Genomic DNA, 22331 nt, shown 5'->3' with positions numbered 1-22331 from the left:
CTATGCAAACAAAATCTGCTGGGGAAACTTTGTTTTCAGTTTTCTTTTGGCTATTTAACTTAACTTTGCTACTAATTGCTTACGTGGGGATCTTACCTTTTCTCGGTACAGCGATTATTACCGATGCGTTGAAAGGAGAAGTACCTTTTGACTTGCTTTTGCCTTTAGTTGGTTTAGTTGGCGTACCTACTACTACAAGCTTACTGAGTCTGACGAAAGCTAAACCCCAAGCTTTAGAAAACGTGGAGACTAAGGAACGCAAATTTAGTTTTCGATCCTTGTCTACCATTGAGCTGTTTTATGGTGTAGAAGCACCTTTACTTGTGCTGTGTTTGGTACGCTTTTTTTGGCTAAAAGAACTTAATCCCAGTAGCACAATTATTTTATTGGCTGGCTGTGTAAGTATTGGTGCTTACTTGCATCAGCTAATTTATGGCAAACCGACCACTGTTAGCGGTGCTTGGATAAAACTAGCGTGTAATAGTTTAATATTTGCGATCGCACTTTATGTCCTAACTCTGTCATTGTTTTATGCAATTCCTATCAGCGCCGCTATTTTGTACGGATTGTTGCATACACCCTTAGAGACTCTATTATTAGTGGTGGTTTACGGAATAATTTTGTCTCCCATAGGTGTAGTTATTATCCTCAGCGCTACTATTCCCTTTGGGATGGCTTGGATTTATATTCGTTCTTGGCAGTCAAACTTAAATGATTTTGCCTTGAGGTACGGTTGGACTAAAGCCTATATAGGCACAATTGCTGTAATCATGTCAGGATTGATAGCCGTTATCGCCGTGCAAAAACAGCCTCAAGTTGAAGTTTTTGCGGCGTTGCAAAAGCCTATAACCACTGAACGCGATCGCTTTTTACTATTACAGAAGTCCGAACAAATCCGTAAAGGCTTACTCAATGCTTACTTGGCAACTTACCGCTATCAAGATTACGGACAAGAAAATACTAATATCCGCGATCTTTACAACAGCGTTTTTCCTTTGGGTATAGATTTTAGCCAATCTTTGCAAAATACTTACAATGTATTGGTTTCACCCTTTTTATACGATGGTAAACGCACAGACAGAGATACCGCCACTAAGTTGTACTCAGATTTTTTTGATGTCCCAATTTTGCGCGGAGAACAAAAAGCCGTCCAAAAAGCCGTCCAAGCTACCTTTAATCGCAGCGAAGCTAAAGCCGGATTGCTAGATATTAATGAAAAAAAAGTTTGGTTAGCCGAACAACAAGTAAAAGTTACACCTCAAGGCGATTGGGCAGAGGTAGAATTGTATGAAATCTACGAAAATCAAACTTTTGATAGTCAAGAGATAGTTTATTCCTTTTCTTTACCTCCAAGCGCTGTAATTACTGGAGTTTGGTTAGGAAATAGTAGCGACTTATCCGCGCGTTTTCCCTTCACGGTTTCAACTCGTGGCGCGGCGCAAAAAGTATATACTGAGCAAGTTAGACGCAATGTAGATCCAGCTTTATTAGAGCAAATTGGCCCAAATAGCTACCGTTTACGAGCTTTTCCCGTTTTACCTCGCAACGACAAACCATTGCACCTATGGATGACTTACCAAGTATTGCAAACAAAAGACGGGATTGCTTTACCACAACTAAGCGAAAGACGTAATATTTTTTGGACAAAAGACACCAAGCGGCTAAATAATGGCAAAACTGTAGCTTCTCAAGATAATTGGTTTACAAGTGCGATCGCAACTAAGCCAACAACACCTTTACTGCACCAAATCAACTTAAACGGCTATCAAATTACTGGAAAACCCTTATCTAACAAAGATTACCGTTTACCAGAAGGCGATCGCATTGCCATAGTTTTAGATACGTCTTACAGTATGGGACAGCATAGCAAAGAAGCCGTTAAAACCTTTAAATGGTTAAAAGAGCAAGCTATTTCTAGCAACGATTTTGATGTTTATATAACTTCAGCACCCGGAGTTGCACCCAAAAAGCTCGATGATTTAGCCGAATTTGATGTTGAAAGGGCAACGTTTTACGGCACAATGCAGCCATTAGAGATGTTGCGACAATTTGAAAACTTACGCGGCGATAGTAATTATGATGCAATTTTACTAATAAGCGATCGCGGTAGTTACGAATTAGGAAGCGATACTGAAGCTTTAAAATTACCCGCACCATTGTGGATAGTGCATTTAGGCGGAGTGCAGAGTGCTTATGATGATGCTATTTTTGAAACCATCCAAGCAAGCGGTGGTGGAGTAGCTACCCAAGTACAGGAAGTAATGCAGCGTTTCGCCACCCAAAAAGCGTTAGCACCGGGAGTCATTGGAGTTGAAGATAATTATGCTTGGTTTGCCGAAAAAAACAATATTTCCGCCGATCCCAACAACGAATTTAACCCCTTTGCAGCTAGACAATTGATTAACTACTTAGGTCAAGATCGAGATTTAAAAGAGATTGCAAATCTTGACGGGATTCACCAAGTAGCCAAAGCATCGCAAATTGTTACGCCTTATTCTTCAATGATCGTCCTTGTCAACGACCAACAGAAGAACGATTTAAAACAAGCTGAACAAAAGAGCGATCGCTTTAAGCGCGAAATTGAAGACAAACAAATGCCCACATTTAACAATCCCTTAGCCGTTTCCGCCGTTCCCGAACCCGCCGAATGGATGCTAATAATTGTAGGTGCGATCGCCCTAGTCGTAATTATCAAACGTAAAAAAGAGGGAAATGTTGTAAAATTGTTGATTAAGTATTAAATTAACAAACCAAACTCGTAGCGGTTAATAAATATTCCAATTACAAGATCGTGCATAAACACCGTCTTAGAAAAGCAAATCGTTTTCCGTGCTAAACGTTTAATTCGTGTTCGTAAATTCAAATGCTTATTTTCTATTTTTTGTGTATTCTGTTTGCCGACTTCATGCTTTGATGCGTCTAAGTATCGCTTATATACTCCCCAATCATCAGTATAAAAGCGACTAATTCTAAAGAGTAATAATAGTGCTTTTAACTGAAGAAAAACTTCATCTTTACGATTCCCAAACGCGGAAGCTAAAACTTTTCCAATCTTGCCTGACGGGGTGACAAAAGGGCGATCGTGTCTGGCGGAGAAAGGGTTTGAGCCAAGAGAGACAGAAAAAGATAGGTTAAAACAATCGGGTGCATCCCAGTTATTAGACCTCTTGCAAAAGTTGCCTTTAAAGTTGATTGACATTTAAGTAAAGCTCATAATTATAAATAGAAGCTATTAAATTAAACCTTAATCCAAATCGTTTCCTTCTATTTCTATATCGCCCTTTTAAAATCCTAAATCTTTTCAAATGTGCAAAAACATTTTCAATAATTATTCTCTGTTTCGCTAACTCTCTATTCTCTTTTCTCTCTGCTACGGAAAACTTGCTTTTTCTTGGTTTCTGTCTTAGAAAGTTTTGTGGAAGGAAACCTTCCCCACAAACTTTCCGCTTTTTGGGTGTTTGACTGAAAGGATGATGCTTTTTAATTCCTTGATATCCCTTATCTGCTAGGCATTTAACCTCTTGATTGATTTTTACCTTACTTCTTTTATATAGTTTAAAATCATGTTCAGAACCCTTTCCATAAGTCGTACATAGGATTTGCCCATCCTTTTGACTGATACTTACTTGAGCTTTCAATGTATGGATTTTTTTCTTACCACTGTAATATTTTTTTTGTTTTTTTTAGGTCTTTCTATCGGAGTTTCCCTCACATCTATTACTACCGTTTCTAGCTGATAATCCTCTTGAATAATTAGTCTTTTTTTCCCTGGCAATCTTAGTTCCGGTGCTTGAATTAAAATATCTTCAATCTTTTTGACAATTCGATAAGCTGTAGATTCATTAATTCCCCACGTTGCTCCTAGATGAAAATAAGTTCTGTATTCTCTTAAGTATTCCAAAGTCATTAATACTTGGTCTTCTACTTTTAATTTTGGCGGTCTTCCTGTTATCTTGCGTGAGCAATATACTTTTTTAACTATTTCCACCATTTGATTAAATGTCTCATAATGCACTCCAGATAATCGTTTGAATTCTTCAGAAGTCAGCTTTTTTACTTGTTTATAAGTCATTATTGTCTTTATCTCATCTTTTTCTCCCAATTCTAACACCTACTTTTGCAAGAGGTCTAATGCAACGAACTTCAACCGTGCTTCTGGTACTGACGCAAGCGGTTAAAATTTCATAATCGGGGATGCGATATTTTGGTAGTGATTGGAGATAGGTTTTCTCTTGTTCAAATTTCTGCTGGCACTGCTGATTGAGCTTGGTAACTGCTGCTTCGATGAGTAATCGATATTCTTTCAAGCTCCCGAAATCATTACTCCCTCTGAGATAGATCGCTTGTTTAATCCGATTCTTGAGATGACCGTGGGGAGATTCGATTGCGCCATTTTCATGAGCAACACCCGTATTGTTTCGGGTTGGCTGCATTCGGTAATGGTCGCACAGTTCATCGTACAAATGGGTTAAGGATTTGTTTCCTCCCAGGTTTCGGTACGCTGCGCTTAAACTATCTGTCCGATGTTGTTTGGGTACGCCACCGCAAGCTGTGAGCGCATTTTGTAATCCTTCGGCAAGGGCGATGAAACTTTCTCCACATTGAATAATCTGGGCCTATTGCCACCCACTGTAAGCCAGTCGATAGTGATAGAGCAAATGCTCGAACGGCTTGCCAGCAATGGTTATTTCCACTCCTTTGAGTTGGGTGAAGTCTGACAGTCCCATTGTGCCTGGTACGCGCAAGTAACTCAAACATCACTTCTGGACTCGGCCCATGCAGAGCTTTCGCTCGTTTGGACTCGTCGTTGAATCGTCCGCAGTACTTGTGGATATTTACCGGGATAAGTGTCTTGTAGATATTCAAATAATGTCATCGGTTTGAGCCGGGGTTCAAGTTTGAGCATTGGCTCTAGTTTTTTATCCCACACCTCCCCTAATGGATCTTGGGTACTGCGACGGTCGGCTACTTTTCCCCGATTCGGCTGGTGGTTTCACTTTTTCGATGCGTTGAAGATTTCGTTCAGATATTTCCGCAATGTAAGCTGCTTTGGCTTGATTCAAGCCAATTTCTTTTGCGTTCATATACGCTCTTTTTTGGTATAAATGGATAGTTTTTCTTGACACTAGACTTTTTCTCTTTGCTGGGAGATTTTCTAGTGTCTTTCTTTTTGATTGGCTTTGATTCTACTTTTGGTTTTTTCCGCGTCCGTCGTTCTTCGTACAGAATCGCTTCTTTGTCTCACCTACCCGCCAATACTCTGTCATCACCCGCCATTAACAATGTCGTCTAATAATCAACTTTTCAGCTATCAAGTGGCGGCAAATGAAAGCCTCGCTGATTTCACCCCTACTTAAGCACCTAGGCGACTTAAGGAAATTGTTGCAGCTTGCGCCACATGAGGATGGCTATCTTTTTCTAAATATTTCAAAGCTGAAATACTTTTGTCGCTAGGAAGATTACCCAAGGCTTCAGCCAAACGCTGACGAGTCAGCCAATCGGTGGAAGGTACAAAGCGCAAAATATGATCGATCGCGTTTATATCTCTAATTTCACCTAAAGCAGCGATCACTGCTTGTTGCAATACTACTTCGTCGCTATCTAGCGCCCGTACTAGCAAGTCGTGAGCGCGAACATCTTTGAGATTGCCTAAAGACACCGCCGCACTAAACCTAACTAACCATTGAGTATCTTCATAAAAAGCTCTAACTAATGGCTCAAATGCTCTAATATCGCCTAAATAGCCTAAAGCCCCCGCCGCATCTGCCCGAATGCCGTAATCTGGGTCATTTTCGAGCAATTTTACTAAAATCGGGTAACATTCATCGGTTTGTTTAACGCCTAAAGCAAATACCGCCATGGAGCGAATTTGCAAGATTTCGTCATTTAAAACCTTTTTAATCAAGGGTACAGCATCCGCCGACGGGAAGCGGCGTAACGAAGCTAAGGCAATCATGCGATCGCGCGAATCTTGACTTTCCAGTTGCGAGGAAATATCTTGTAGGCTAAGTTCAGCCATATAGTTAAATTTACCTTTTTTGCGTGTTGTTAATCTAGACTTACCATTTCTTCCCCACCCAACGCATAGACCAAGGGAAGGGTTTTCAGCTAGAAATCTGGTTAATGGTAAGATTTGCGGCAAATAATGCTGTTTTAGAATTTTGGCAGTGATATCTTTGTTGTTGGATTCAGGAACTAATGCGAAGCCCTGCACGCTTGCGCGATCGCATTACAACTTTATATCGCCAGATATCTACAACTAAAAAAATTTGATAGAGTAAAAGTATAAATAAAAACCTTGGAGGATGTTATGTACGAAGTTTCCCAAGAGAAAGATATATTTCCGGTTCGTATATCACCAATAATTGACACTCTGTTTGCAAACAATAGTTTTTTTCAGGAAAGACTAGACAAAAACGATATGAGCCAACATATAACTAATTTATTTAAAAAGTTATCCGCAGAGGAGTTTATAAATATTGATAATCAAGATTTAAAAGACAGAATAGATGGGATGCTAGTAATAAATGCGACTGCTGGAATATTAAATGATCTAACGTCAGAAGAACTAGAAACTTTTGATGCGGCGGTTGAAGGTAGATGACAGAATAAATGAGTTATCTTTTAGATACAAATATAGTTACGGCACATTTAAAAAATAATCAAAGGATAAAGGAAAAACTAGAAGAAATAGAAAATTAAGCTCAGAAAATATTTATAAGCTGCATAAGTTATTACGAGATTAAAAGAGGGCTATTAGCTATAAATGCTACAAACAAGTTGTCTGCATTTAATGAATTTTGCAGAAAATATAACGTTGTACTGTTAGACGATTTACAAATTATTGAAAAAGCTTCAGAAATTCATGCAGATTTAAAACGAAAGGGTACACCTATTCAAGATGCAGATATATTGATAGCGGCTACCGCAATAGTAAAAAGCTTGATTTTAGTTTCTAATGATTCAGATATGTTGAGAGTTGTAGGCGTGACGGTGGAAGATTGGTTAAATTTAGAATAAATGCGATCTATATCGCAATTTACTTCTAGGTGAAAAGCGAAACCAGACTGCTAAAAATGGCTGCTTTATTTGCAAAAGGTTTATTTTTGAAACTAAACGTACAGGTAGCTATAGTTGAGGATTTACCGAACATTTTTAAATAATTAAACTAACAAAAGTGCCTGTATATGTCTGATTTTGAGCTAGGAATAGCTGCTTACGATGACTCGAATTTTTATGAAGCTTTTGAGATCCTAATGCGAGTCGCCAAAAAAGGGCATATTCAAGCCCAAAAAATAATCGCTAATATGTATGAACTAGGACAGGGGGTTGAAAGCAATACGGCTGAAACAATCAAGTGGTATCATTTAGCAGCCGAACAAGGAGATGTGGTTGCACAGAACAACCTTGCCTCATTTCTTCTTGATGAAAACCCAGCAGAAGCAATTAAATGGTATATTTTAGCGGCAGAACAAAACTTTCCATTTGCTCAAGAAGTTTTAGGCGATATATATTCTGGAGGATTATGTCGGTCTAGTCGTGTAATAGACTATTCTCAAGCAGTTGAGTGGTATCAGAAGGCTGCGGAGCATGGCTTTCCTTTAGCTTGTCATCGTCTAGGCGAGATGTATGCTAGTGGTCAAGGTGTAGCCAAAAATGAAGAAGAAGCCGTTAAATGGTATCAAAATGCTGCCCGTAATCATTATGAAGTATCTCAAAAAATACTTGCTCAAGCTTATCTAGAAGGATTGCTCGGATTACCAAAAGATCCTGAACAAGCTCAATTTTGGCTTAATAAAGTCAAAATAAATAATAAAGCAGTTGTAGAGGGTAGCGGTTGAGATTGATTGAATTTAGAATAGATGCGATATAAATCGTAATTTTCCTCTAGGTGCAAAGTGAAACCAAACCGCTAAAAAGGGCTGTTTTGATACCTGAAAATTTCCATCGATAGCATAATATTTAAGTATTATATTTAACACTCAAAAATATAGTTACGGAGGCTAATCGCTTAAGATTGTCTCTAAAATCTCTATCAATAGCTGGTTTTGCTCGTCATTTCCTATCGTAATCCGCAGTTTGTCTTGTAATCCTGGCTGATTAAAGTACCGCACTAAAATACCGCGCTGTTTCAATGATAAATAAATCTCCTCGGCGGAACTTGTCGGAGTAGCTAGGACAAAATTACCGTGAGACTCTCTGACTGTAAAGCCTAACTTTCTTAAATCTACAGTTAATTTTGCTCTTGATACTTTGACCTTTTGGGCGCAGAGGTTTTTGTAATTTTGGTCGCGTATTGCAGCCGTACCTACTAATTGCGCGATCGCATCTACGTTATAACTATCTTTAACCTTAAATAACCCTGATAGTAATTTCGGGTTAGCAATCCCAAATCCCAAGCGCAACCCAGCTAAAGAATAGCCTTTTGATAAAGTCCTCAGTACGATCGCATTCTCAAATTCTCGCACCAAAGCCAACGCGGAATATTGGGCAAAATCAACGTAAGCTTCATCAATTACTAACACCCCCGATAACTGGCTTGCTAGTTGACGCAAATCTTCTAACGGTACGCAATGACCAGAGGGACTATTAGGAGAAGCTATAAAGGTAATTGCTCCTTTGGCTGCAACTAATTCATCAACGGGTAATTTAAAATCTTCAGGGTAAGGAATTTCTACAACCTCCGCAGACTGCATGGCTGCTAGAGTGCGGTACAAGACGTAAGTAGGGGTCGGGTATACGCAAGGGCGATCGCCTCCTTCAGCACACGCCCGTACTAGCAAATTGAGCATATCATCGCTACCATTGCCAACAATTACCCAATCTGAAGGCACGTTTAAAGCTTCACTTACAGCATTACAAAATTCTCGCGCGTAGGGATCAGGATAACGTCGCAGCCATTCACTATCTACATTACGTAATACTTCAACAGCTTGAGGAGAAGGCGGATAAGGGTTTTCATTGGTGTTGAGTTTAATAATTGATGTTCCTGGTTTTGGTTGTTCGCCAGGAGTGTAGCCTGTCATTTGTGCGATCGCAGGACGGAATAACATAAGTAAACGGCAAGATGTTTATTTATTATCGCCCTTGAGGCAAAATAAGATAAATAACCCCAACATTTCAATAAAAATTGATGCGAGAAATTTCCTCAGAAGTTCAGCCAACGATTATTTCTGGATTTCATGCCCTTAGCGACCCCTTGCGGATTGCTATATTAGAATTGCTCAAAAAGCAAGAACTTTGTGTGTGCGAACTTTCCGATGCTTTGGGAGTAACGGGATCTAAACTTTCTTTTCACCTCAAAACCCTTAAAGATGCTCAGTTAGTGCATTCTCGCCAAGAAGGTCGCTGGATTTATTACCGTCTAAATTTGGCTCAATTTGTTACTTTAGAGCAATATTTATCTGAGTACCGCCGTTTTAGTCAATTATTACCCGCCCGTCCTTGTCAAGATATACCTTGTACTTGACAAATCAACTTTTATTGAAATAATAGACTTATATCAATTTTTATTGAAATGAGTTACGCCCATGCTTAAGCACGGCATCAAACTTCCTTTCCAGATATCTTTTACTAATTGCTGGCGGGAAGCATTAGCCGAAGGAGTAGGCACATTTATTTTAGTGTTTGCAGGTACAGGCGCTGTTATGACCAACTCCATCAGTAACGGTGCAGTGACTCATTTAGGCATTAGCTTTGTATTTGGGGCAGTGGTTGCGGCTTTAATTTATAGCATGGGACATTTAAGCGGCGCACACTTTAACCCGGCTGTAACTCTAGCTTTTTGGACAAGTGGGGTATTTCCCACTAAGCGAGTTTTGCCTTATATATTGGCGCAATGTGTAGGCGCGATCGCAGCTTCAACTTTATTACTCCTAAGTTTAGGAAATATCGCCAAATTAGGGGCAACTTTACCGCTAAATGATAACTGGTTGCAGTCTTTGATTTTGGAAACAGTTTTAACCTTTATTTTAATGTTAATTATTTTAGGTTCAGGACTCGACCGCCGCGCCCACATTGGTTTTGCAGGTTTAGCAATTGGCTTGACGGTAGGACTTGAGGCTGCTTTTATGGGGTCGATTACGGGCGCAAGTATGAACCCTGTAAGAAGTCTTGCACCCGCAATAGTTGGCGGAAATATGCAGCACCAATGGCTTTATTGGGTTGCACCTATTTTAGGCGCACAGCTTGCAGTTGTTGTTTATCAGATACTTTCTCAAGGATTTCAAGATGTCTAGCACTCATAAACCAAGAATTTTATTTTTATACGGTTCTTTGCGCGATCGCTCTTATAGCCGTCTTTTAGCAGAAGAAGCGGCGCGAATTATTACTGAATTTGGCGCAGAGACGCGGTTTTTTGACCCCCGCGAACTCCCTTTGCAAGGTAGTGTAGAGGCGACACACCCCAAAGTACAAGAGTTACGAGATTTAAGTTTGTGGTCTGAAGGTCAAGTTTGGACATCTCCAGAAATGCACGGTAATATTACAGGCATTTTAAAAAATCAAATAGACTGGATTCCTTTGGCTATGGGCGCTGTTAGACCAACTCAAGGGCGAACTTTGGCAGTTATGCAAGTAAGTGGGGGTTCGCAATCTTTTAACGCGGTAAATACGATGCGGCTTTTGGGTAGATGGATGCGGATGTTTACAATTCCCAATCAGTCGTCTGTAGCCAAGGCATACCAGGAGTTTAACGAAGATGGGACGATGAAAGATTCAGCTTACCGCGATCGCGTAATTGACGTAATGGAGGAATTATACAAATTTACCATCCTGCTACGCGACCAAACCGACCACCTTACAGACCGTTATAGCGAACGCAAAGAAGCAACAAAAGCCTTAGAACTCACTGCAAAATTATGAAAAAAATCATGTTTGTCTGCAAAAAAAACTCTCGCCGTTCCCAAATGGCGGAAGGATTCGCGCGTACCTTGGGATACGGGAAAGTTGGCGTTACAAGTTCGGGATTAGAAGCAAGTCATGTAGATCCCAAAACTGTAGAAATCATGGCGGAAATTGGGATTGATATTAGCAATCAGACTTCTAAAGCCTTAAGCGATTTTCAAGCTGAGGACTACGACGCGGTAATTTCTCTTTGTGGTTGTGGCGTAAATTTGCCTCAAGAATGGGTACTTAGAGAGGTTTTTCAAGATTGGCAACTTGAAGATCCCGAAGGACAACCTATAGAGACATTTCGCAGAGTGCGCGATCAAGTCAAAGAAAGAGTAGAGGAATTGGTAGAAAAACTTAGTTAAACTTAAAGACCAAGTGTAATATTTACTCAGATTGGCTAAGTTTCTCTTTTAATAAAGCTTCTACTTGAGTTTCGGGATCTTCAAGATCAAAGGGATAAGGCTGTTCTGTAGCTGGATCTTGACGATTCATTAAAACTTCTAATGCCGTCCGAAACTTCTCCTCATTGTTACGATGTTCTGAGAGATAGCGTTTTAGTTCAAGATTGGTCATTTTGCTGAGATTTTCAATCATAGGACAAAGTTCCAATTTCCATCTAAATTAATTATGACCGCAAGCTCATCGCCTCTGCCAGCTTGAATGTAAATTGTTCTTAGCTTTCGGTCGTAGCGAAAAATCTGGATAGGTTGATATAAATTGGAAAGTAACTGACAAAGAAAAATCGCTGTATCTGCCTGTTTTTGGGTTGGCAAAAAATAAACCTCTAAAACACACCAAAATCACATTATCAGAATGTTAGTCTGCCTGTTACTACAAATTTTTGCTCCTGCGATCGCACTTCTCCAATTACCGCAGTAAAAAACACAGACTCAGACTGCAACTCTGGGCTATCCTAAATAGATTAGAAATAAGCCATCAGTAAAGCAGATATGAAGCTGGCAGCAAGAGTAGGTGAGGTAACGCCGTCAATAACTTTAGAAATCGCGGCTAAAGCCAAGGCGATGAAGGCGGAGGGAATTGAGGTTTATAGTTTTAGTGCTGGAGAACCAGATTTTGATACACCAGAACATATTAAAGCGGCGGCAAAAAAAGCCTTAGATGAAGGTAAAACTAAGTATGGCGCGGCGGCGGGAGAACCAGCATTAAGAAGTGCGATCGCCCAAAAGTTGAAAACGGACAATAATCTTGACTACCAAGCAGAAAATATCATTGTCACTAATGGCGGTAAACATAGCTTGTTTAACCTCATGTTGGCGCTGATAGAAGTAGGAGACGAGGTAATTATCCCCGCGCCTTACTGGTTGAGTTATCCCGAAATGGTTAAACTAGCTTCTGGAACACCAGTTATTGTCAATACGGCAAATACAGGCTACAAAATCACGCCAGAACAGTTAAATTTAGCCATTACACCCAAAACTAAGTTACTCGTCCTTAATTCCCCTTCTAATCCTACAGGTGTTGTATATACACCATCGGAAATTGAGGCGATCGCAGAGGTTGTAGTAAGACGAAACATTTTAGTTGTTTCTGATGAAATTTACGAGAAAATTATCTACGATGAGGCAAAACACATTAGCATTGCTTCTTTGGGTAAAGAAATAGGCGATCGCACTTTTATTAGTAGTGGCTTTGCTAAAGCCTACTCTATGACTGGTTGGCGGGTTGGCTACTTGGCAGGATCGACAGAAATAATTAAAGCTGTAAGTACAATTCAAGGACATAGCACGTCTAATGTCTGCACCTTTGCTCAGTATGGCGCGATCTCTGCGTTGCAAAGTTCCCAAGATTGCGTTGAACAAATGCGTCAAGCTTTTATAGAACGGCGTAAGGTAATGTTGCACCGCCTCAACGATATTCCCGAACTTACCTGTGCTAAACCCGATGGTGCTTTTTATATGTTCGTTAACATTAGCAAAACTGGGTTAACTTCTCTAGAGTTTTGCAAACAACTATTGGCAACTCAGCAAGTAGCGGCAATTCCTGGTGTAGCCTTTGGCGCAGATGACCATGTTCGTTTATCTTATGCTACCGACATGACCTCTATTGAGAAGGGCATGGATAGGTTAGATAAGTTTGTTAGTAGTTTGCGTTAATTTATGTTCAAACCTACACGCGGTACAATTGCGGCGGGCAATCAAAAAACGGCTGCCGCAGGGATTGAAATGTTGCAACTAGGCGGTAATGCTTTTGATGCGGCGGCGGCGGCAGTTTTAGCGTCTTTTGTAACCGAATCTACCCTGACATCGGCGGCGGGTGGGGGCTTTTTATTAGCTCATACTCAAGCTAACAAAAATATTCTATTTGACTTTTTCTCGCAAACTCCCCGTTCCAAAAAACTGCATACTAAGCTAGATTTTTATCCTATTGATATCAACTTTGGTGATGCGATTCAAGAATTTCATATCGGTTTAGGTGCGATGGCTGTACCAGGAAATATTGGCGGAATTTTTCACGTACATAAGAAATTGGGTAAGTTACCTTTTAAAGTTGTAGCCGAACCCGCCATTCACTATGCACAAAATGGCATAAAAGTAGAGAACTTTCAACATTACTCTGCAAGTATTCTTGAACCGATTATTTTTGCGTCTTCAGAAATGAAGAATGTATATGCACCAAAAGGGCAAATGCTTAAAACTGGTGAAACGTTCTTTATGAAAGATTTTGCTAATACTTTAGCTTATTTGGTAGAGGCGGGCGTAGAAGAATTTTATCAAGGTGCAATTGCCCATCAATTAGTAAAAGACTGTCAAGAATCTGGCGGTTATTTAACTTTAGAAGACTTAAAAAATTACCAAGTTATCGAGAGAGAACCTTTAGAAATAAACTACAGAAATAATCTATTTTTAACTAATCCTTATCCTAGTTCTGGCGGAACATTAATTGCTTTTGCTTTAGAATTACTAGCAAAAATTGATTTAAGTAATATTGAATTTGGTACGCCTAAGCATTTACAAATACTAACAGAAGTAATGCGGCTTACAAATGCTGCTAGAAAAGATAGAGAAATTGAACAAAGCTTTTTAGATACTGAACATATTAGTGAATACGAACAGCAATTAACTAAGTCTGTAAATAAGTGGGGCAGCACTACTCATATTAGTGTTATTGATGCCGAAGGAAATGCTGCAAGTACCACCACTTCTCACGGTGAAGGTTGCGGTTATGTAATTCCTGGTACAGGCATAATGATGAATAATATGCTAGGAGAAGAAGATTTGAATCCTTACGGATTTCATCAATGGCAAGAAAATGTGAGAATTTCCTCGATGATGTCTCCCACAATTGTACTTAAAAACAATCAACCAGAAATTGCTCTAGGATCGGGCGGTTCTAACCGGATTAGAACCGCGATTTTACAAGTAATATCTAATATAATTGATTTTAAAATGCCTGTAGACTTGGCTGTAAATAGTCCTCGGATACACTGGGAAAATAAGGTATTAAATGTAGAACCAGGATTTACTCAAAAAGTAGCAGACTTAGAAAGCGATCGCCTTATTCTATGGAACAGGCAAAATATGTTTTTCGGTGGAGTACATACAGCGATGGAACTTGAAGGTATTATTACCGGAGCTGGCGATCGCCGCCGCAATGGTGCGATCGCATCTATATAAATATTTACTTCAGTTTTTCATAAGCCGCCAAAATAATTCGCTCGGTTTCTGTCCAATTAATACACTTATCTGTTACAGAAACGCCATATTTAAGCTGTTGTAAATCGCTAGGAATTGATTGGCTTCCTTCATATAAATTGGATTCTAACATCATCCCTACAATAGAAGTATTGCCTTCTAAAACTTGCTTAATTACATTTTCAAAAACTCCAGATTGTAATTTATAATCTTTGTTTGAGTTGCCATGACTGCAATCAATAACAATTCTGGGAGGTAAATTTGCTTGCTTCAATTTTTCTTCCGCATCTTTGACGCTTTCAGCTTCAAAATTAGGCTTACTACCACCGCCACGTAATATAACATGACCGTAGGCATTACCTTTAGTTTTGAAACTACTTACTTGACCTTTAGGATTAATCCCTAGAAAATTGTGCGGATTTTTAGCTGATTCTAAAGCATTTAAAGCTACTTTAATACTGCCATCTGTACCATTTTTAAAACCTACAGGCATAGATAGCCCGCTTGCCATTTCTCTATGAGTTTGTGACTCAGTGGTACGCGCTCCAATAGCTGACCAAGAAATTAATTCACCAATGTATTGAGGTATGATTGGATCAAGGGCTTCGGTAGCTGTGGGTAAGCCTAATTCTGCAAGTTTTATTAGCAATCTCCGCGCCGTCAACAAGCCTTTTTCAATTTGAAAAGAATCATCCAAATCTGGATCGTTAATTAATCCTTTCCAACCAACTGTTGTCCGTGGCTTTTCAAAATAAACTCTCATAATTAGCAAGAGTTTGTCTTCAACTTTTTGGGCTAAAAGTTTTAATTTGTGGGCGTATTCTTCGGCGGATTTGGTATCGTGGATTGAGCAGGGTCCAACTACTATAAATTTTCTACTATCTTGAAATTCTAAAATTTTCTCAATTTCCCGCCTAAACTTCAAAATACTTTCTTCTAGTTGCTCGTTTATAGGCAAAATTTTTCTAATTTGTTCGGGAGTAATCAAAGTATGAGAATTTTCAATGTGAGTGTTAGATAAATGATTGTGCATTGTGAGTAATTCCTGACTTTTGGATAGAGGGCGATCGCTATACTATTATTTTAGAGATTGGCGAAATCATAAAAGTTTAAGTACATGAAAAAAATATAGGATTTTGATTAAATATTTTCGGACTTTTCATTTTAGCAGTCAACCTCTAAAACGGCACTAACAGCGAATTTTCAAGCTTTGTATTCCTTCTGGCTTTTCTTGTTTGACGGTAATACCTTTAACTTGCACCCTTGAATTTTCTTGACGACACCCGCCAAGCATTTGATCAGTATCGCGGATATTTCCTGTAAAAACCGCCTCAATAGCAGCTAGTAGATTTCCTACCCACCCCTTGAGGTTAAAGTTCTTGGCTGCTTGCATAACTGACCTTTGATAACCAACGCCCTGTACTTTTCCCGATCCTAAAACATGATATCGAATTAGTTGAGCTTGAGGGGGTGAATTTGGCATGAATTTAAGTAGATTGTTGCAGTTTTGTAACGCGATCGCACCTTTTGCTACTAATCCGTCAAAACTACTACGAATAGGCACTTCTCTTTAACTTAACAGTTCTACCGTAGCAATGACAATCCAGTAGTCTGTCTCAACGGTTTTGGTAGACACAAGAGTTTTTAATTGGTTATTCAAAAAAGTTAATTATTTTGTTTTCTTTACTAAGTTATTACTATTAATAGTAACCTTTAGCTCTATAAAAAACTTATGACTGATTTACCCTCCCTAAATACAAATACTATTTGGGCTATTTTAAATGATGAAATTGATGATGCTACTGTCAACAAGTTAGTTTGGCATTACTTGGGTTATAGCTACAACCAGCAAACAGCAGCTTGGAATAATAATAATGTCATTTCCGATTGGCGCGATGAATATCCTGAGCCACCAAACTTTTTAGAAAACCGTCCAGCTACAGTAAAACTAACTCGCTCTATTCCTCCAGAAAATAAACAATTACTTAAAGAAGAACTAGGTTTTAAAGGTTACAAAATAGGAGAATTTACCCCTAGACACACTCGCCGAGCTACGGCAGCTAACTGGCTACTAAGTTATTTAAAACTCCATCGCTAAGTTTATAAACTATTAATACATTCGGGAGTATTGTTTTTAGGGCTATTAACTTTGTTGCTAACAGCATAACTTGTCATTAAATCGGCTTGATATGGGCGCAAAAGAGGCAATAACTGCTCAGTTTGTATCGCTGGATTTAGCCAAAGAAGATAGTCTTTCGGATCGATAATTACTGGCATTCGGTCATGGATAGGACGTAATACATCGTTAGCTTCGGTAGTTAAGATAGTACAAGAAGTAATTGTTTGTGCATCAGGCGAAAGCCAGTGTTCCCACAAACCTGCAAAGGCAAACGCTTGTAAGTTTTTTAGCCGAAAATAGTAAGGTTGCTTCTTGCCTTCTTGACGTTGCCATTCATAGAATCCATCCGCAACTATTAAACATCGCCGCCGCTTAAAAGCAGCTTTGAAAGATGGTTTTTCGCTGACGGTTTCCGCCCTAGCATTAATTAGTTTGACTCCAATATTCGGCTCTTTTGCCCAAGAGGGAATTAAACCCCAACGAAGCATTTGTAATTGCTTTTCATTTTGTGCGGATGGTTGCAATATAGCAGGGACTAGCTGAGTAGGAGCAATATTATAGCGTGGTTCTAAAGGTGGAACTTGGCGGAGATTAAACGCCGATGCGATCGCATCAATTGGCTGACTTAAAGTAAATCTTCCACACATAAAATTTACAACCCTAAAATTCTATATTAGTTTTCACCTTAAAAGATTTTATAGTTTAGTTCAATCACTAGCTAAAACCTTTTGGTTGCTTGTTAAGCGAAAAAGTAAAGGCGTGTTTTCAACTGTTGTATTTTTGACTTTATGGGAAAAAGTGCTATCCAACCTAAATTAAACTCAGCTTTTTTATGCTTTTTATTGTCGCCACTTCATGATTAGCCGGGAGTTCTAGCAACCCTAGGATTTTAGCCGCGCCAAAGACAGTGGATTGAAAGATATCTTTGCACGAGAATTAACACTTGTATCTGCTCCCAAAAGCTAAATTGTGCCAAATGCTTAACCCCAAAATACTCGAAGGAAAATTTAGTTTAGCCAAGTTAAGTTTGCAACTAAAAATTTTGAATTTTTAGTTATCTCAGCCCTTGTCCCCTCCAAGCGGTACAATATATGCCGATTGTACTGCAAAAAATTTCAGCCAATTTCCTCATGATCTCTAGTAACGACTTCAGACCGGGTGTAACAATTGTATTAGATGGTGCCGTTTGGCGAGTGGTAGAATTTCTCCACGTTAAGCCGGGTAAAGGTTCAGCTTTCGTGCGCACGAAACTAAAAAACTCCGCCTCTGGCAGTGTTATTGAACGCACCTTTAGAGCAGGGGAAACCGTACCTCAAGCGAATTTAGAAAAAAGCACTATGCAGCATACCTATAAAGAAGGTGATGACTACGTGTTTATGGATATGGAATCTTACGAAGAAAGCCGCTTGAGCGCAAAACAAATTGGCGATCGCGTTAAGTATATTAAAGAAGGCATGGAAGTAAACGTCGTACGCTGGGACGAACAAATATTAGAAGTTGAATTGCCAAATACAGTAGTTTTAGAAATCACCCAAACCGATCCCGGACTTAAGGGCGATACGGCAACAGGTGGGACAAAACCCGCTACGGTAGAAACGGGGGCAATGGTTATGGTGCCGTTGTTTATCACTACTGGCGAACGCATTCGTATTGATACTCGTACCGATAGCTACCAAGGGCGAGAATAAAGATAAATTGGTTTAATGGCAACATTTTTCTGGAATAGAAAAATATTGCGATCGCGAATAAATGAGGTCAATACTTGCTGTGCTACTCGATTTTAACGAACTGCGCCAACTTTTAATTACAATTTCTCAAACCGATATTACCGAGTTTGCCCTCAAAAGCGATGAGTTTGAATTGACAATTCGCAAAAATTCTAGTGTGAGGGAAGAAATTTCTCCAGGATTAGCGGCAACAGAGGGCTTAAAGGCGACTTTGCCATCGGTAACGGCTACCAATTCCCAAGAATTAGTCGAGCGCCGCGCCACCGATGCGGCAGCAGAAGTACAGATGCCCGTGAGTGCGCCACCAATGGAGCAAAAATCTGTAGAGGTGATTTCGCCAATGGTCGGCACATTCTACCGCGCCCCGGCTCCGGGAGAAGCCGCTTTTGTGGAAGTTGGCGATCGCATTCGTCTCGGTCAAACCGTTTGCATTATTGAAGCAATGAAACTGATGAACGAGATTGAAACCGAGGTATCTGGACAAGTGATCCAAATCCTCGTTCAAGATGGCGAACCGATAGAATACGGGCAACCTTTGATGCGAATTAATCCAAACTGAAAGAATATAAACGGTTGGATTTCCAATTCCTTGCTAAAATCTTGGGATCAGTGCTTTTAGGGTGATCTTAATGAAATCAGCAATATCTGGTCCATCAGAAATTGTGCAACAAGTAGCTGAATACTTCAGCCTCCTAAGCGAACCGATGCGTTTGCGTCTGCTAAATTTGCTTCGCGATCGCGAAAAATGTGTCCAAGAACTGGTAGAGGCGACTCATACAAGTCAAGCTAATGTCTCGAAGCACTTAAAAATAATGTGGCAGGCAGGCATTTTGAGCCGTCGCAGCGAAGGAACTTGTGCTTATTACCGGGTAGAAGACGAAATGATTTTTGAATTATGTAATCAAGTATGCGATCGCTTGGCTAATCGAATCGAACAGCAAGCCCATCAATTTCGCGTTCTCAATGGCAAGGGACAGGGAGCAAGCAAAAGGCAAGAGGCAAGAGGCTTGCCTTATTCATGAATTAGAGCGAAAAGTTTTCCTCAAAGCTTTGGCGTGTCATAGGTCGCTCTATTTCTAAGCCTTCACCGCCTAAAATTTCTAATGGTTTGCCCTCCACCTCTATCCACACTTTTGCCTCTGGTTGTAAGGTTGTTGCCGTGTAAATAACCTGTGCCAAACGACCAGTCATAGAGGCACTACCGCCTCCAGTTGTAAATTCTGTTGATAAATCGACGTGAATACCATCATTAAGAATTTTCAAGCTGCGAAGTTTTGTACCTTCAGGAATCGTACTGCTGACTGTGGCGTTCTCAGCAGGTGTAAGTAAACTATTAAAGGCTGCGGTTAAAACAGCATTTGGCTGTTCGGCATTGATTTCTATGGGCGTAGGGACAAGCTCTAAATTTTTGCCCGTATCTTTAAGTAAGTAGATTCTTGCCGTAGTAGATTGTACTGTAGCTGGCGGTGGGGAATTTTGGACTACATTGGGCGTAATGTTTGGTGTAATAGTATTAGTGGGTTGAAAACTCCACCAAGCAAGCCCACCACCCGCCGCTAAGGCGGCGGTAGTGGCAAAAGCGATCGCACCTCCAGAAATACCATTAACTCTTTGTTGTCGTGTCATTTTGGCTGTCTCCTAAGACTTTTTAAAAAAGGGTGAAGAATTATCTACTCGCACAAAGGCAGCAATTTCTAACTTTTCTTGACTTACGGCTAATTTTAAAATTCTAGTTTGAAGACCGTAAGCTTCTAGATGAACGAGATTGAGTTGTTTATTGAAATTATTGGCGATCGCATCAACAATTTGTTGTGGTACTTTCTCCTGGTTTACATATACTACGGGGTCAACAAGTTGAATTTGCGTCCCAGCAACAATATTTAGTCCTAACTCTACTTTAATTGCTAAAGGTGGGGCATTAGCTTCGGTTAGTTCTACTTGCAATCGCAATCGATTAGGTAAAAATTTTACACAGGGATTGACGGCGTTATAGCGTTGTTGGTCGCTAGAGGGGGTTTGAAGGATATTAAGCCCTAAGTTTTGCAACCTGTCTACCACCGCAGGAGATTTTAAAGATTGATTGATGTCTTGGGAATTGACAACTAGACGTATCCCGGCTTGCAAAGGTTGCTTTAAAGTTGGCTTTCCTCCTCGGATACTAGAAATATCTAAGTTAATCGGATCGGTTTCTACTTCCAATACTGCTAGGCGAATAGCTGGCTGTTTAAGCAGCAAACCTCTAGCAGCGATGCGGATTTTTTGAACTTTACCAACCAATAGTTGATGACTGGGTGGGTTATCTATGCGGACTTGTAGCTTTTCTACTTGGGTAAATTGCGATCGCACGGCATTAGTTGCCACTTTTTCCACAACTAAGCCTGTAGGCGCAACTAAACCTAAGAGGCTAGATAGCAAGATTGTGATAAATTCCACTGTAGTTTTAGCCTGCAATTTGGGAATAATACAAGTATTGTTCCAATAGATTCCTATGTTTGACGATCTTTTTAAGAACTTCACAAGCCTGATTGGTTCTAAAGTCCAGGAAGCTACAAAGGAGCTTGAAAAACGTTTTGCTGTTCCTGAAGCCAAAGAACCATTTACACTCATTCATCAATTTACAATCGCCGACCCAACCATCACTAAGGGAGGCATTGCAGTTGTAGGCGAAAGCTGGCAGATTGAAGCCTACGATGATAATTCTTTTCGCCTCAATACAACAGATCCGCTACGGAAAGTTATTTTATTTGAAATTGCCGAACCAACAGACGCAGAATGCGTGCTTGCTTGTCGATTTCAAGCAAAGGCACTAAATACCGAAAAAGCGATCGCACTAAATTTGGGTTTGTGCAAGCAGCAAGGGATTAAAATAATGAGATTTTGGTCAACAAACATTTCACAAACTGAAAATTGGCGTTCTTTTGAAGTTCGCGCCCATTTTAAAAAAGATACTACTCCTACGAAAGTTCAGATTGTTGTTGCTTTTGAAAGTAGTGGTATCCTTGCAATTAAAAACATTGAGCTTTTAAAAGCACCCGTAAAAGTACAAGCTTAGAAGTTGAAGCCCTCCACAATACTTCAAGCAATCAAGGCGGCTTTAATCTACTGACTTAAAGTAGCTACTACTTCATCAATCGGGATTTCTTGAGATTGGCGGATTTTTCTTTCAACTACTTTATCGAAAAGTATCAATCCAGAAGATCGAACGGTGTGGAAGTGGGAGATAATGAAGTGATATTTTAAGCTTAGAGCAAAGAAGCGATCGCGCCAAAGGTTAATAAGATAGTAAAGCTTCCAGCTTGGCTAATACTTCCTCAAGTAATTCTGTTGGGGCTTTTTCAGCAAATCTAATTCGACGTGCTTTCCAATCAAAGCTTTTAATTTGATCGCTTAAAACAACACCAATCGTTTTCATTCCTTCTGGTAATTCGACTTCAAAGGGATAGCCCTTTGAATGCTCAGTTATTGGACACATCACGGCTAAGGATGCCAGCTTGTTATACTGACTCGGTGACAAAATAATAGCAGGGCGTTTAAATCCCTGCTCGTGTCCCAGATGAGGGCTAAAGTCTAGTTTTACAATATCACCTCGTTCTGGAACGTAAATTTTTGTTGGCTTACCAGACTTCATTACCTACAGGCATTCCCATATCAATTTCGGATTGAAGATTGTCTGGAGTCATCCCCTCAAGAAGTTCGTCAAGAGTATATTTACGCCGCTTTGGTCGAATTACAAGGCTATTGCCAACAACAGCGAAAGTTATATCAGTCCCTTCTTCTAGATGGACTTGTTTTGCTATTGGTGCGGGTATACGGATACCTAAACTATGCCCCCATTTAGCAACTTGAGCAGCCATAATTAAGACTCCAATTGATTTTATGTATATTTATCTAATTTTCTACATATATACAATGAGTATACATATACAACCGTAATTTCGT

Annotated in this window: 28 protein-coding genes and 2 pseudogenes; 16 read left to right on the top strand and 14 right to left on the bottom strand. The window is 39.8% G+C overall.

The features are described 5' to 3' along the window. The first annotated feature begins 2 nt into the window (after window positions 1–2). Complete coding sequence (locus SYN7509_RS0215505; RefSeq protein WP_009631160.1) at window positions 3–2741, top strand: TIGR02921 family PEP-CTERM protein; 2739 nt, start codon at window positions 3–5, stop codon at window positions 2739–2741. Here the strand turns inward: SYN7509_RS0215505 and SYN7509_RS26095 are convergent. The 3 genes and pseudogenes from SYN7509_RS26095 to istA all read right to left on the bottom strand — a co-directional run. After that, a pseudogene (locus SYN7509_RS26095) lies at window positions 2738–3049 on the bottom strand (IS1 family transposase); the annotation flags it as partial. The gene SYN7509_RS0215505 and the pseudogene SYN7509_RS26095 overlap by 4 nt on opposite strands. A 133-nt stretch (window positions 3050–3182) precedes the next feature. Then, window positions 3183–4072 (bottom strand): IS5 family transposase gene (locus SYN7509_RS28615; RefSeq protein WP_202807332.1). Its coding sequence is split into 2 segments (ribosomal slippage): window positions 3183–3679 and window positions 3679–4072, totalling 891 coding nucleotides; the frame shifts between segments, so codons are not numbered across the junction. Between the two features lie 58 nt (window positions 4073–4130). Next, window positions 4131–5084 (bottom strand): annotated as a pseudogene (gene istA / locus SYN7509_RS26090) (IS21 family transposase); the annotation flags it as partial. Between the two features lie 74 nt (window positions 5085–5158). Here istA and SYN7509_RS31365 point away from each other — a divergent pair. After that, on the top strand, window positions 5159–5293 hold the full coding sequence (locus SYN7509_RS31365; protein WP_255327313.1) for a hypothetical protein: 135 nt from the start codon (window positions 5159–5161) through the stop codon (window positions 5291–5293). A gap of 60 nt (window positions 5294–5353) precedes the next feature. Here the strand turns inward: SYN7509_RS31365 and SYN7509_RS0215475 are convergent, their stop codons facing one another. Next, entirely contained in the window at window positions 5354–6019 is a 666-nt protein-coding gene (locus SYN7509_RS0215475) for a HEAT repeat domain-containing protein (RefSeq protein ID WP_028954353.1), read from the bottom strand. A 291-nt stretch (window positions 6020–6310) separates the two neighbouring features. Between SYN7509_RS0215475 and SYN7509_RS0215470 the strand changes: the two genes are divergently transcribed. The 3 genes from SYN7509_RS0215470 (at window position 6311) to SYN7509_RS26080 (ending at window position 7841) form a co-directional block, all read left to right on the top strand. Beyond that, window positions 6311–6604, top strand: coding sequence for a hypothetical protein (locus SYN7509_RS0215470; RefSeq protein WP_009633094.1), 294 nt, complete (start codon window positions 6311–6313; stop codon window positions 6602–6604). Between the two features lie 107 nt (window positions 6605–6711). After that, on the top strand, window positions 6712–7020 hold the full coding sequence (locus tag SYN7509_RS26085; RefSeq protein ID WP_202807331.1) for a PIN domain-containing protein: 309 nt from the start codon (window positions 6712–6714) through the stop codon (window positions 7018–7020). Window positions 7021–7187: 167 nt separating this feature from the next. Further along, window positions 7188–7841, top strand: a complete 654-nt coding sequence (locus SYN7509_RS26080; protein WP_009633092.1) for a tetratricopeptide repeat protein — start codon at window positions 7188–7190, stop codon at window positions 7839–7841. A 162-nt stretch (window positions 7842–8003) separates the two neighbouring features. On the opposite strand, the gene hisC is transcribed toward SYN7509_RS26080, so the two are convergent. Continuing rightward, window positions 8004–9053 carry a histidinol-phosphate transaminase gene (hisC, locus tag SYN7509_RS0215450; RefSeq protein WP_009633091.1) on the bottom strand — a complete coding sequence of 350 codons (1050 nt, stop codon included), beginning with the start codon at window positions 9051–9053 and terminating at the stop codon, window positions 8004–8006. An 80-nt stretch (window positions 9054–9133) separates the two neighbouring features. Here hisC and SYN7509_RS0215445 point away from each other — a divergent pair, with 80 nt between their 5' ends. From SYN7509_RS0215445 to arsC, 4 genes are all read left to right on the top strand, one after another. Continuing rightward, the gene (locus SYN7509_RS0215445; RefSeq protein ID WP_009633090.1) at window positions 9134–9469 is read left to right on the top strand and encodes an ArsR/SmtB family transcription factor; all 336 of its coding nucleotides are present in this window, start codon (window positions 9134–9136) and stop codon (window positions 9467–9469) included. Between the two features lie 61 nt (window positions 9470–9530). Next, window positions 9531–10238 carry an MIP/aquaporin family protein gene (locus SYN7509_RS0215440; RefSeq protein WP_009633089.1) on the top strand — a complete coding sequence of 236 codons (708 nt, stop codon included), beginning with the start codon at window positions 9531–9533 and terminating at the stop codon, window positions 10236–10238. Then, window positions 10231–10863 (top strand): arsenical resistance protein ArsH, encoded by a 633-nt coding sequence (arsH, locus tag SYN7509_RS0215435; protein ID WP_009633088.1) that lies wholly within the window; start codon window positions 10231–10233, stop codon window positions 10861–10863. Before SYN7509_RS0215440 ends, arsH begins: the two co-directional genes overlap by 8 nt. Beyond that, complete coding sequence (gene arsC / locus SYN7509_RS0215430) at window positions 10860–11255, top strand: arsenate reductase, glutathione/glutaredoxin type (protein WP_009633087.1); 396 nt, start codon at window positions 10860–10862, stop codon at window positions 11253–11255. Before arsH ends, arsC begins: the two co-directional genes overlap by 4 nt. A gap of 22 nt (window positions 11256–11277) precedes the next feature. Here the strand turns inward: arsC and SYN7509_RS0215425 are convergent, their stop codons facing one another. Continuing rightward, the gene (locus tag SYN7509_RS0215425) at window positions 11278–11487 is read right to left on the bottom strand and encodes a DUF6887 family protein (RefSeq protein WP_009633086.1); all 210 of its coding nucleotides are present in this window, start codon (window positions 11485–11487) and stop codon (window positions 11278–11280) included. Beyond that, a complete protein-coding gene (locus SYN7509_RS0215420) occupies window positions 11484–11666 on the bottom strand; it encodes a DUF6888 family protein (RefSeq protein ID WP_028954351.1) in 183 nt (60 codons plus the stop codon). The genes SYN7509_RS0215425 and SYN7509_RS0215420 overlap by 4 nt, the downstream gene beginning before the upstream one ends. 177 nt (window positions 11667–11843) lie before the next feature. Between SYN7509_RS0215420 and SYN7509_RS0215415 the strand changes: the two genes are divergently transcribed. Beyond that, window positions 11844–13007 (top strand): pyridoxal phosphate-dependent aminotransferase, encoded by a 1164-nt coding sequence (locus SYN7509_RS0215415; protein ID WP_009633085.1) that lies wholly within the window; start codon window positions 11844–11846, stop codon window positions 13005–13007. A gap of 3 nt (window positions 13008–13010) precedes the next feature. Then, window positions 13011–14528: a gamma-glutamyltransferase gene (gene ggt, locus SYN7509_RS0215410; RefSeq protein ID WP_009633084.1), complete on the top strand. Its 1518-nt coding sequence runs from the start codon at window positions 13011–13013 to the stop codon at window positions 14526–14528. Between the two features lie 4 nt (window positions 14529–14532). Here ggt and SYN7509_RS0215405 read toward each other — a convergent pair whose 3' ends face one another. Both SYN7509_RS0215405 and SYN7509_RS0215400 read right to left on the bottom strand, forming a co-directional pair. Continuing rightward, complete coding sequence (locus SYN7509_RS0215405) at window positions 14533–15579, bottom strand: 3-deoxy-7-phosphoheptulonate synthase (RefSeq protein ID WP_009633083.1); 1047 nt, start codon at window positions 15577–15579, stop codon at window positions 14533–14535. Window positions 15580–15735: 156 nt separating this feature from the next. Beyond that, window positions 15736–16110, bottom strand: a complete 375-nt coding sequence (locus tag SYN7509_RS0215400) for an acylphosphatase (protein WP_084610680.1) — start codon at window positions 16108–16110, stop codon at window positions 15736–15738. Between the two features lie 168 nt (window positions 16111–16278). On the opposite strand from SYN7509_RS0215400, the gene SYN7509_RS0215395 reads away from it, so the two are divergent. Then, window positions 16279–16644: a DUF1823 family protein gene (locus SYN7509_RS0215395; protein ID WP_009633081.1), complete on the top strand. Its 366-nt coding sequence runs from the start codon at window positions 16279–16281 to the stop codon at window positions 16642–16644. 2 nt (window positions 16645–16646) lie between these two features. Here SYN7509_RS0215395 and SYN7509_RS0215390 read toward each other — a convergent pair whose 3' ends face one another. Continuing rightward, window positions 16647–17312, bottom strand: coding sequence for an SOS response-associated peptidase (locus tag SYN7509_RS0215390; protein WP_009633080.1), 666 nt, complete (start codon window positions 17310–17312; stop codon window positions 16647–16649). A 483-nt stretch (window positions 17313–17795) separates the two neighbouring features. Between SYN7509_RS0215390 and efp the strand changes: the two genes are divergently transcribed. The 3 genes from efp to SYN7509_RS0215375 all read left to right on the top strand — a co-directional run bounded on the left by efp (window position 17796) and on the right by SYN7509_RS0215375 (window position 19414). Continuing rightward, the gene (efp, locus tag SYN7509_RS0215385) at window positions 17796–18353 is read left to right on the top strand and encodes an elongation factor P (RefSeq protein WP_009633079.1); all 558 of its coding nucleotides are present in this window, start codon (window positions 17796–17798) and stop codon (window positions 18351–18353) included. Between the two features lie 61 nt (window positions 18354–18414). Next, window positions 18415–18951, top strand: coding sequence for an acetyl-CoA carboxylase biotin carboxyl carrier protein (gene accB, locus SYN7509_RS0215380; RefSeq protein ID WP_009633078.1), 537 nt, complete (start codon window positions 18415–18417; stop codon window positions 18949–18951). 70 nt (window positions 18952–19021) lie between these two features. Then, complete coding sequence (locus tag SYN7509_RS0215375) at window positions 19022–19414, top strand: ArsR/SmtB family transcription factor (protein ID WP_009633077.1); 393 nt, start codon at window positions 19022–19024, stop codon at window positions 19412–19414. A 1-nt stretch (window position 19415) separates the two neighbouring features. Here SYN7509_RS0215375 and SYN7509_RS0215370 read toward each other — a convergent pair whose 3' ends face one another. Together SYN7509_RS0215370 and SYN7509_RS0215365 are read right to left on the bottom strand one after the other, a co-directional pair. Continuing rightward, on the bottom strand, window positions 19416–20018 hold the full coding sequence (locus SYN7509_RS0215370) for a GerMN domain-containing protein (protein WP_009633076.1): 603 nt from the start codon (window positions 20016–20018) through the stop codon (window positions 19416–19418). Window positions 20019–20030: 12 nt separating this feature from the next. Continuing rightward, window positions 20031–20843: an LmeA family phospholipid-binding protein gene (locus SYN7509_RS0215365; protein WP_202807239.1), complete on the bottom strand. Its 813-nt coding sequence runs from the start codon at window positions 20841–20843 to the stop codon at window positions 20031–20033. Window positions 20844–20880: 37 nt separating this feature from the next. Here SYN7509_RS0215365 and SYN7509_RS0215360 point away from each other — a divergent pair, with 37 nt between their 5' ends. After that, on the top strand, window positions 20881–21444 hold the full coding sequence (locus tag SYN7509_RS0215360; protein ID WP_009633074.1) for a hypothetical protein: 564 nt from the start codon (window positions 20881–20883) through the stop codon (window positions 21442–21444). Between the two features lie 219 nt (window positions 21445–21663). On the opposite strand, the gene SYN7509_RS0215355 is transcribed toward SYN7509_RS0215360, so the two are convergent. Further along, the gene (locus SYN7509_RS0215355; protein ID WP_009633073.1) at window positions 21664–22020 is read right to left on the bottom strand and encodes a type II toxin-antitoxin system PemK/MazF family toxin; all 357 of its coding nucleotides are present in this window, start codon (window positions 22018–22020) and stop codon (window positions 21664–21666) included. Continuing rightward, window positions 22007–22246: an AbrB/MazE/SpoVT family DNA-binding domain-containing protein gene (locus SYN7509_RS0215350; protein WP_009633072.1), complete on the bottom strand. Its 240-nt coding sequence runs from the start codon at window positions 22244–22246 to the stop codon at window positions 22007–22009. The genes SYN7509_RS0215355 and SYN7509_RS0215350 overlap by 14 nt, the downstream gene beginning before the upstream one ends. Window positions 22247–22331: the final 85 nt, after the last annotated feature.

The organism is Synechocystis sp. PCC 7509, assembly GCF_000332075.2.
Classification (GTDB): Bacteria; Cyanobacteriota; Cyanobacteriia; order Cyanobacteriales; family Chroococcidiopsidaceae; genus Aliterella.
This window is presented reverse-complemented; position numbering and strand designations above follow the sequence as displayed.

Bases quoted from the DNA above. Each gene is read 5' to 3' on its own strand.
- SYN7509_RS0215445 (WP_009633090.1), top strand. From the start codon at position 9,134: ATGCGAGAAATTTCCTCAGAAGTTCAGCCAACGATTATTTCTGGATTT.
- SYN7509_RS0215360 (WP_009633074.1), top strand. From the start codon at position 20,881: ATGTTTGACGATCTTTTTAAGAACTTCACAAGCCTGATTGGTTCTAAA.
- SYN7509_RS0215470 (WP_009633094.1), top strand. From the start codon at position 6,311: ATGTACGAAGTTTCCCAAGAGAAAGATATATTTCCGGTTCGTATATCA.
- efp (WP_009633079.1), top strand. From the start codon at position 17,796: ATGATCTCTAGTAACGACTTCAGACCGGGTGTAACAATTGTATTAGAT.
- SYN7509_RS26080 (WP_009633092.1), top strand. From the start codon at position 7,188: ATGTCTGATTTTGAGCTAGGAATAGCTGCTTACGATGACTCGAATTTT.
- hisC (WP_009633091.1), bottom strand. From the start codon at position 9,053: ATGTTATTCCGTCCTGCGATCGCACAAATGACAGGCTACACTCCTGGC.
- accB (WP_009633078.1), top strand. From the start codon at position 18,415: ATGAGGTCAATACTTGCTGTGCTACTCGATTTTAACGAACTGCGCCAA.
- SYN7509_RS0215390 (WP_009633080.1), bottom strand. From the start codon at position 17,312: ATGTGTGGAAGATTTACTTTAAGTCAGCCAATTGATGCGATCGCATCG.
- SYN7509_RS0215425 (WP_009633086.1), bottom strand. From the start codon at position 11,487: ATGATTGAAAATCTCAGCAAAATGACCAATCTTGAACTAAAACGCTAT.
- arsC (WP_009633087.1), top strand. From the start codon at position 10,860: ATGAAAAAAATCATGTTTGTCTGCAAAAAAAACTCTCGCCGTTCCCAA.
- SYN7509_RS0215505 (WP_009631160.1), top strand. From the start codon at position 3: ATGCAAACAAAATCTGCTGGGGAAACTTTGTTTTCAGTTTTCTTTTGG.
- SYN7509_RS0215370 (WP_009633076.1), bottom strand. From the start codon at position 20,018: ATGACACGACAACAAAGAGTTAATGGTATTTCTGGAGGTGCGATCGCT.
- SYN7509_RS0215350 (WP_009633072.1), bottom strand. From the start codon at position 22,246: ATGGCTGCTCAAGTTGCTAAATGGGGGCATAGTTTAGGTATCCGTATA.
- SYN7509_RS0215405 (WP_009633083.1), bottom strand. From the start codon at position 15,579: ATGCACAATCATTTATCTAACACTCACATTGAAAATTCTCATACTTTG.
- arsH (WP_009633088.1), top strand. From the start codon at position 10,231: ATGTCTAGCACTCATAAACCAAGAATTTTATTTTTATACGGTTCTTTG.
- SYN7509_RS0215395 (WP_009633081.1), top strand. From the start codon at position 16,279: ATGACTGATTTACCCTCCCTAAATACAAATACTATTTGGGCTATTTTA.
- SYN7509_RS0215415 (WP_009633085.1), top strand. From the start codon at position 11,844: ATGAAGCTGGCAGCAAGAGTAGGTGAGGTAACGCCGTCAATAACTTTA.
- SYN7509_RS0215475 (WP_028954353.1), bottom strand. From the start codon at position 6,019: ATGGCTGAACTTAGCCTACAAGATATTTCCTCGCAACTGGAAAGTCAA.
- SYN7509_RS0215440 (WP_009633089.1), top strand. From the start codon at position 9,531: ATGCTTAAGCACGGCATCAAACTTCCTTTCCAGATATCTTTTACTAAT.
- SYN7509_RS0215355 (WP_009633073.1), bottom strand. From the start codon at position 22,020: ATGAAGTCTGGTAAGCCAACAAAAATTTACGTTCCAGAACGAGGTGAT.
- SYN7509_RS0215375 (WP_009633077.1), top strand. From the start codon at position 19,022: ATGAAATCAGCAATATCTGGTCCATCAGAAATTGTGCAACAAGTAGCT.
- ggt (WP_009633084.1), top strand. From the start codon at position 13,011: ATGTTCAAACCTACACGCGGTACAATTGCGGCGGGCAATCAAAAAACG.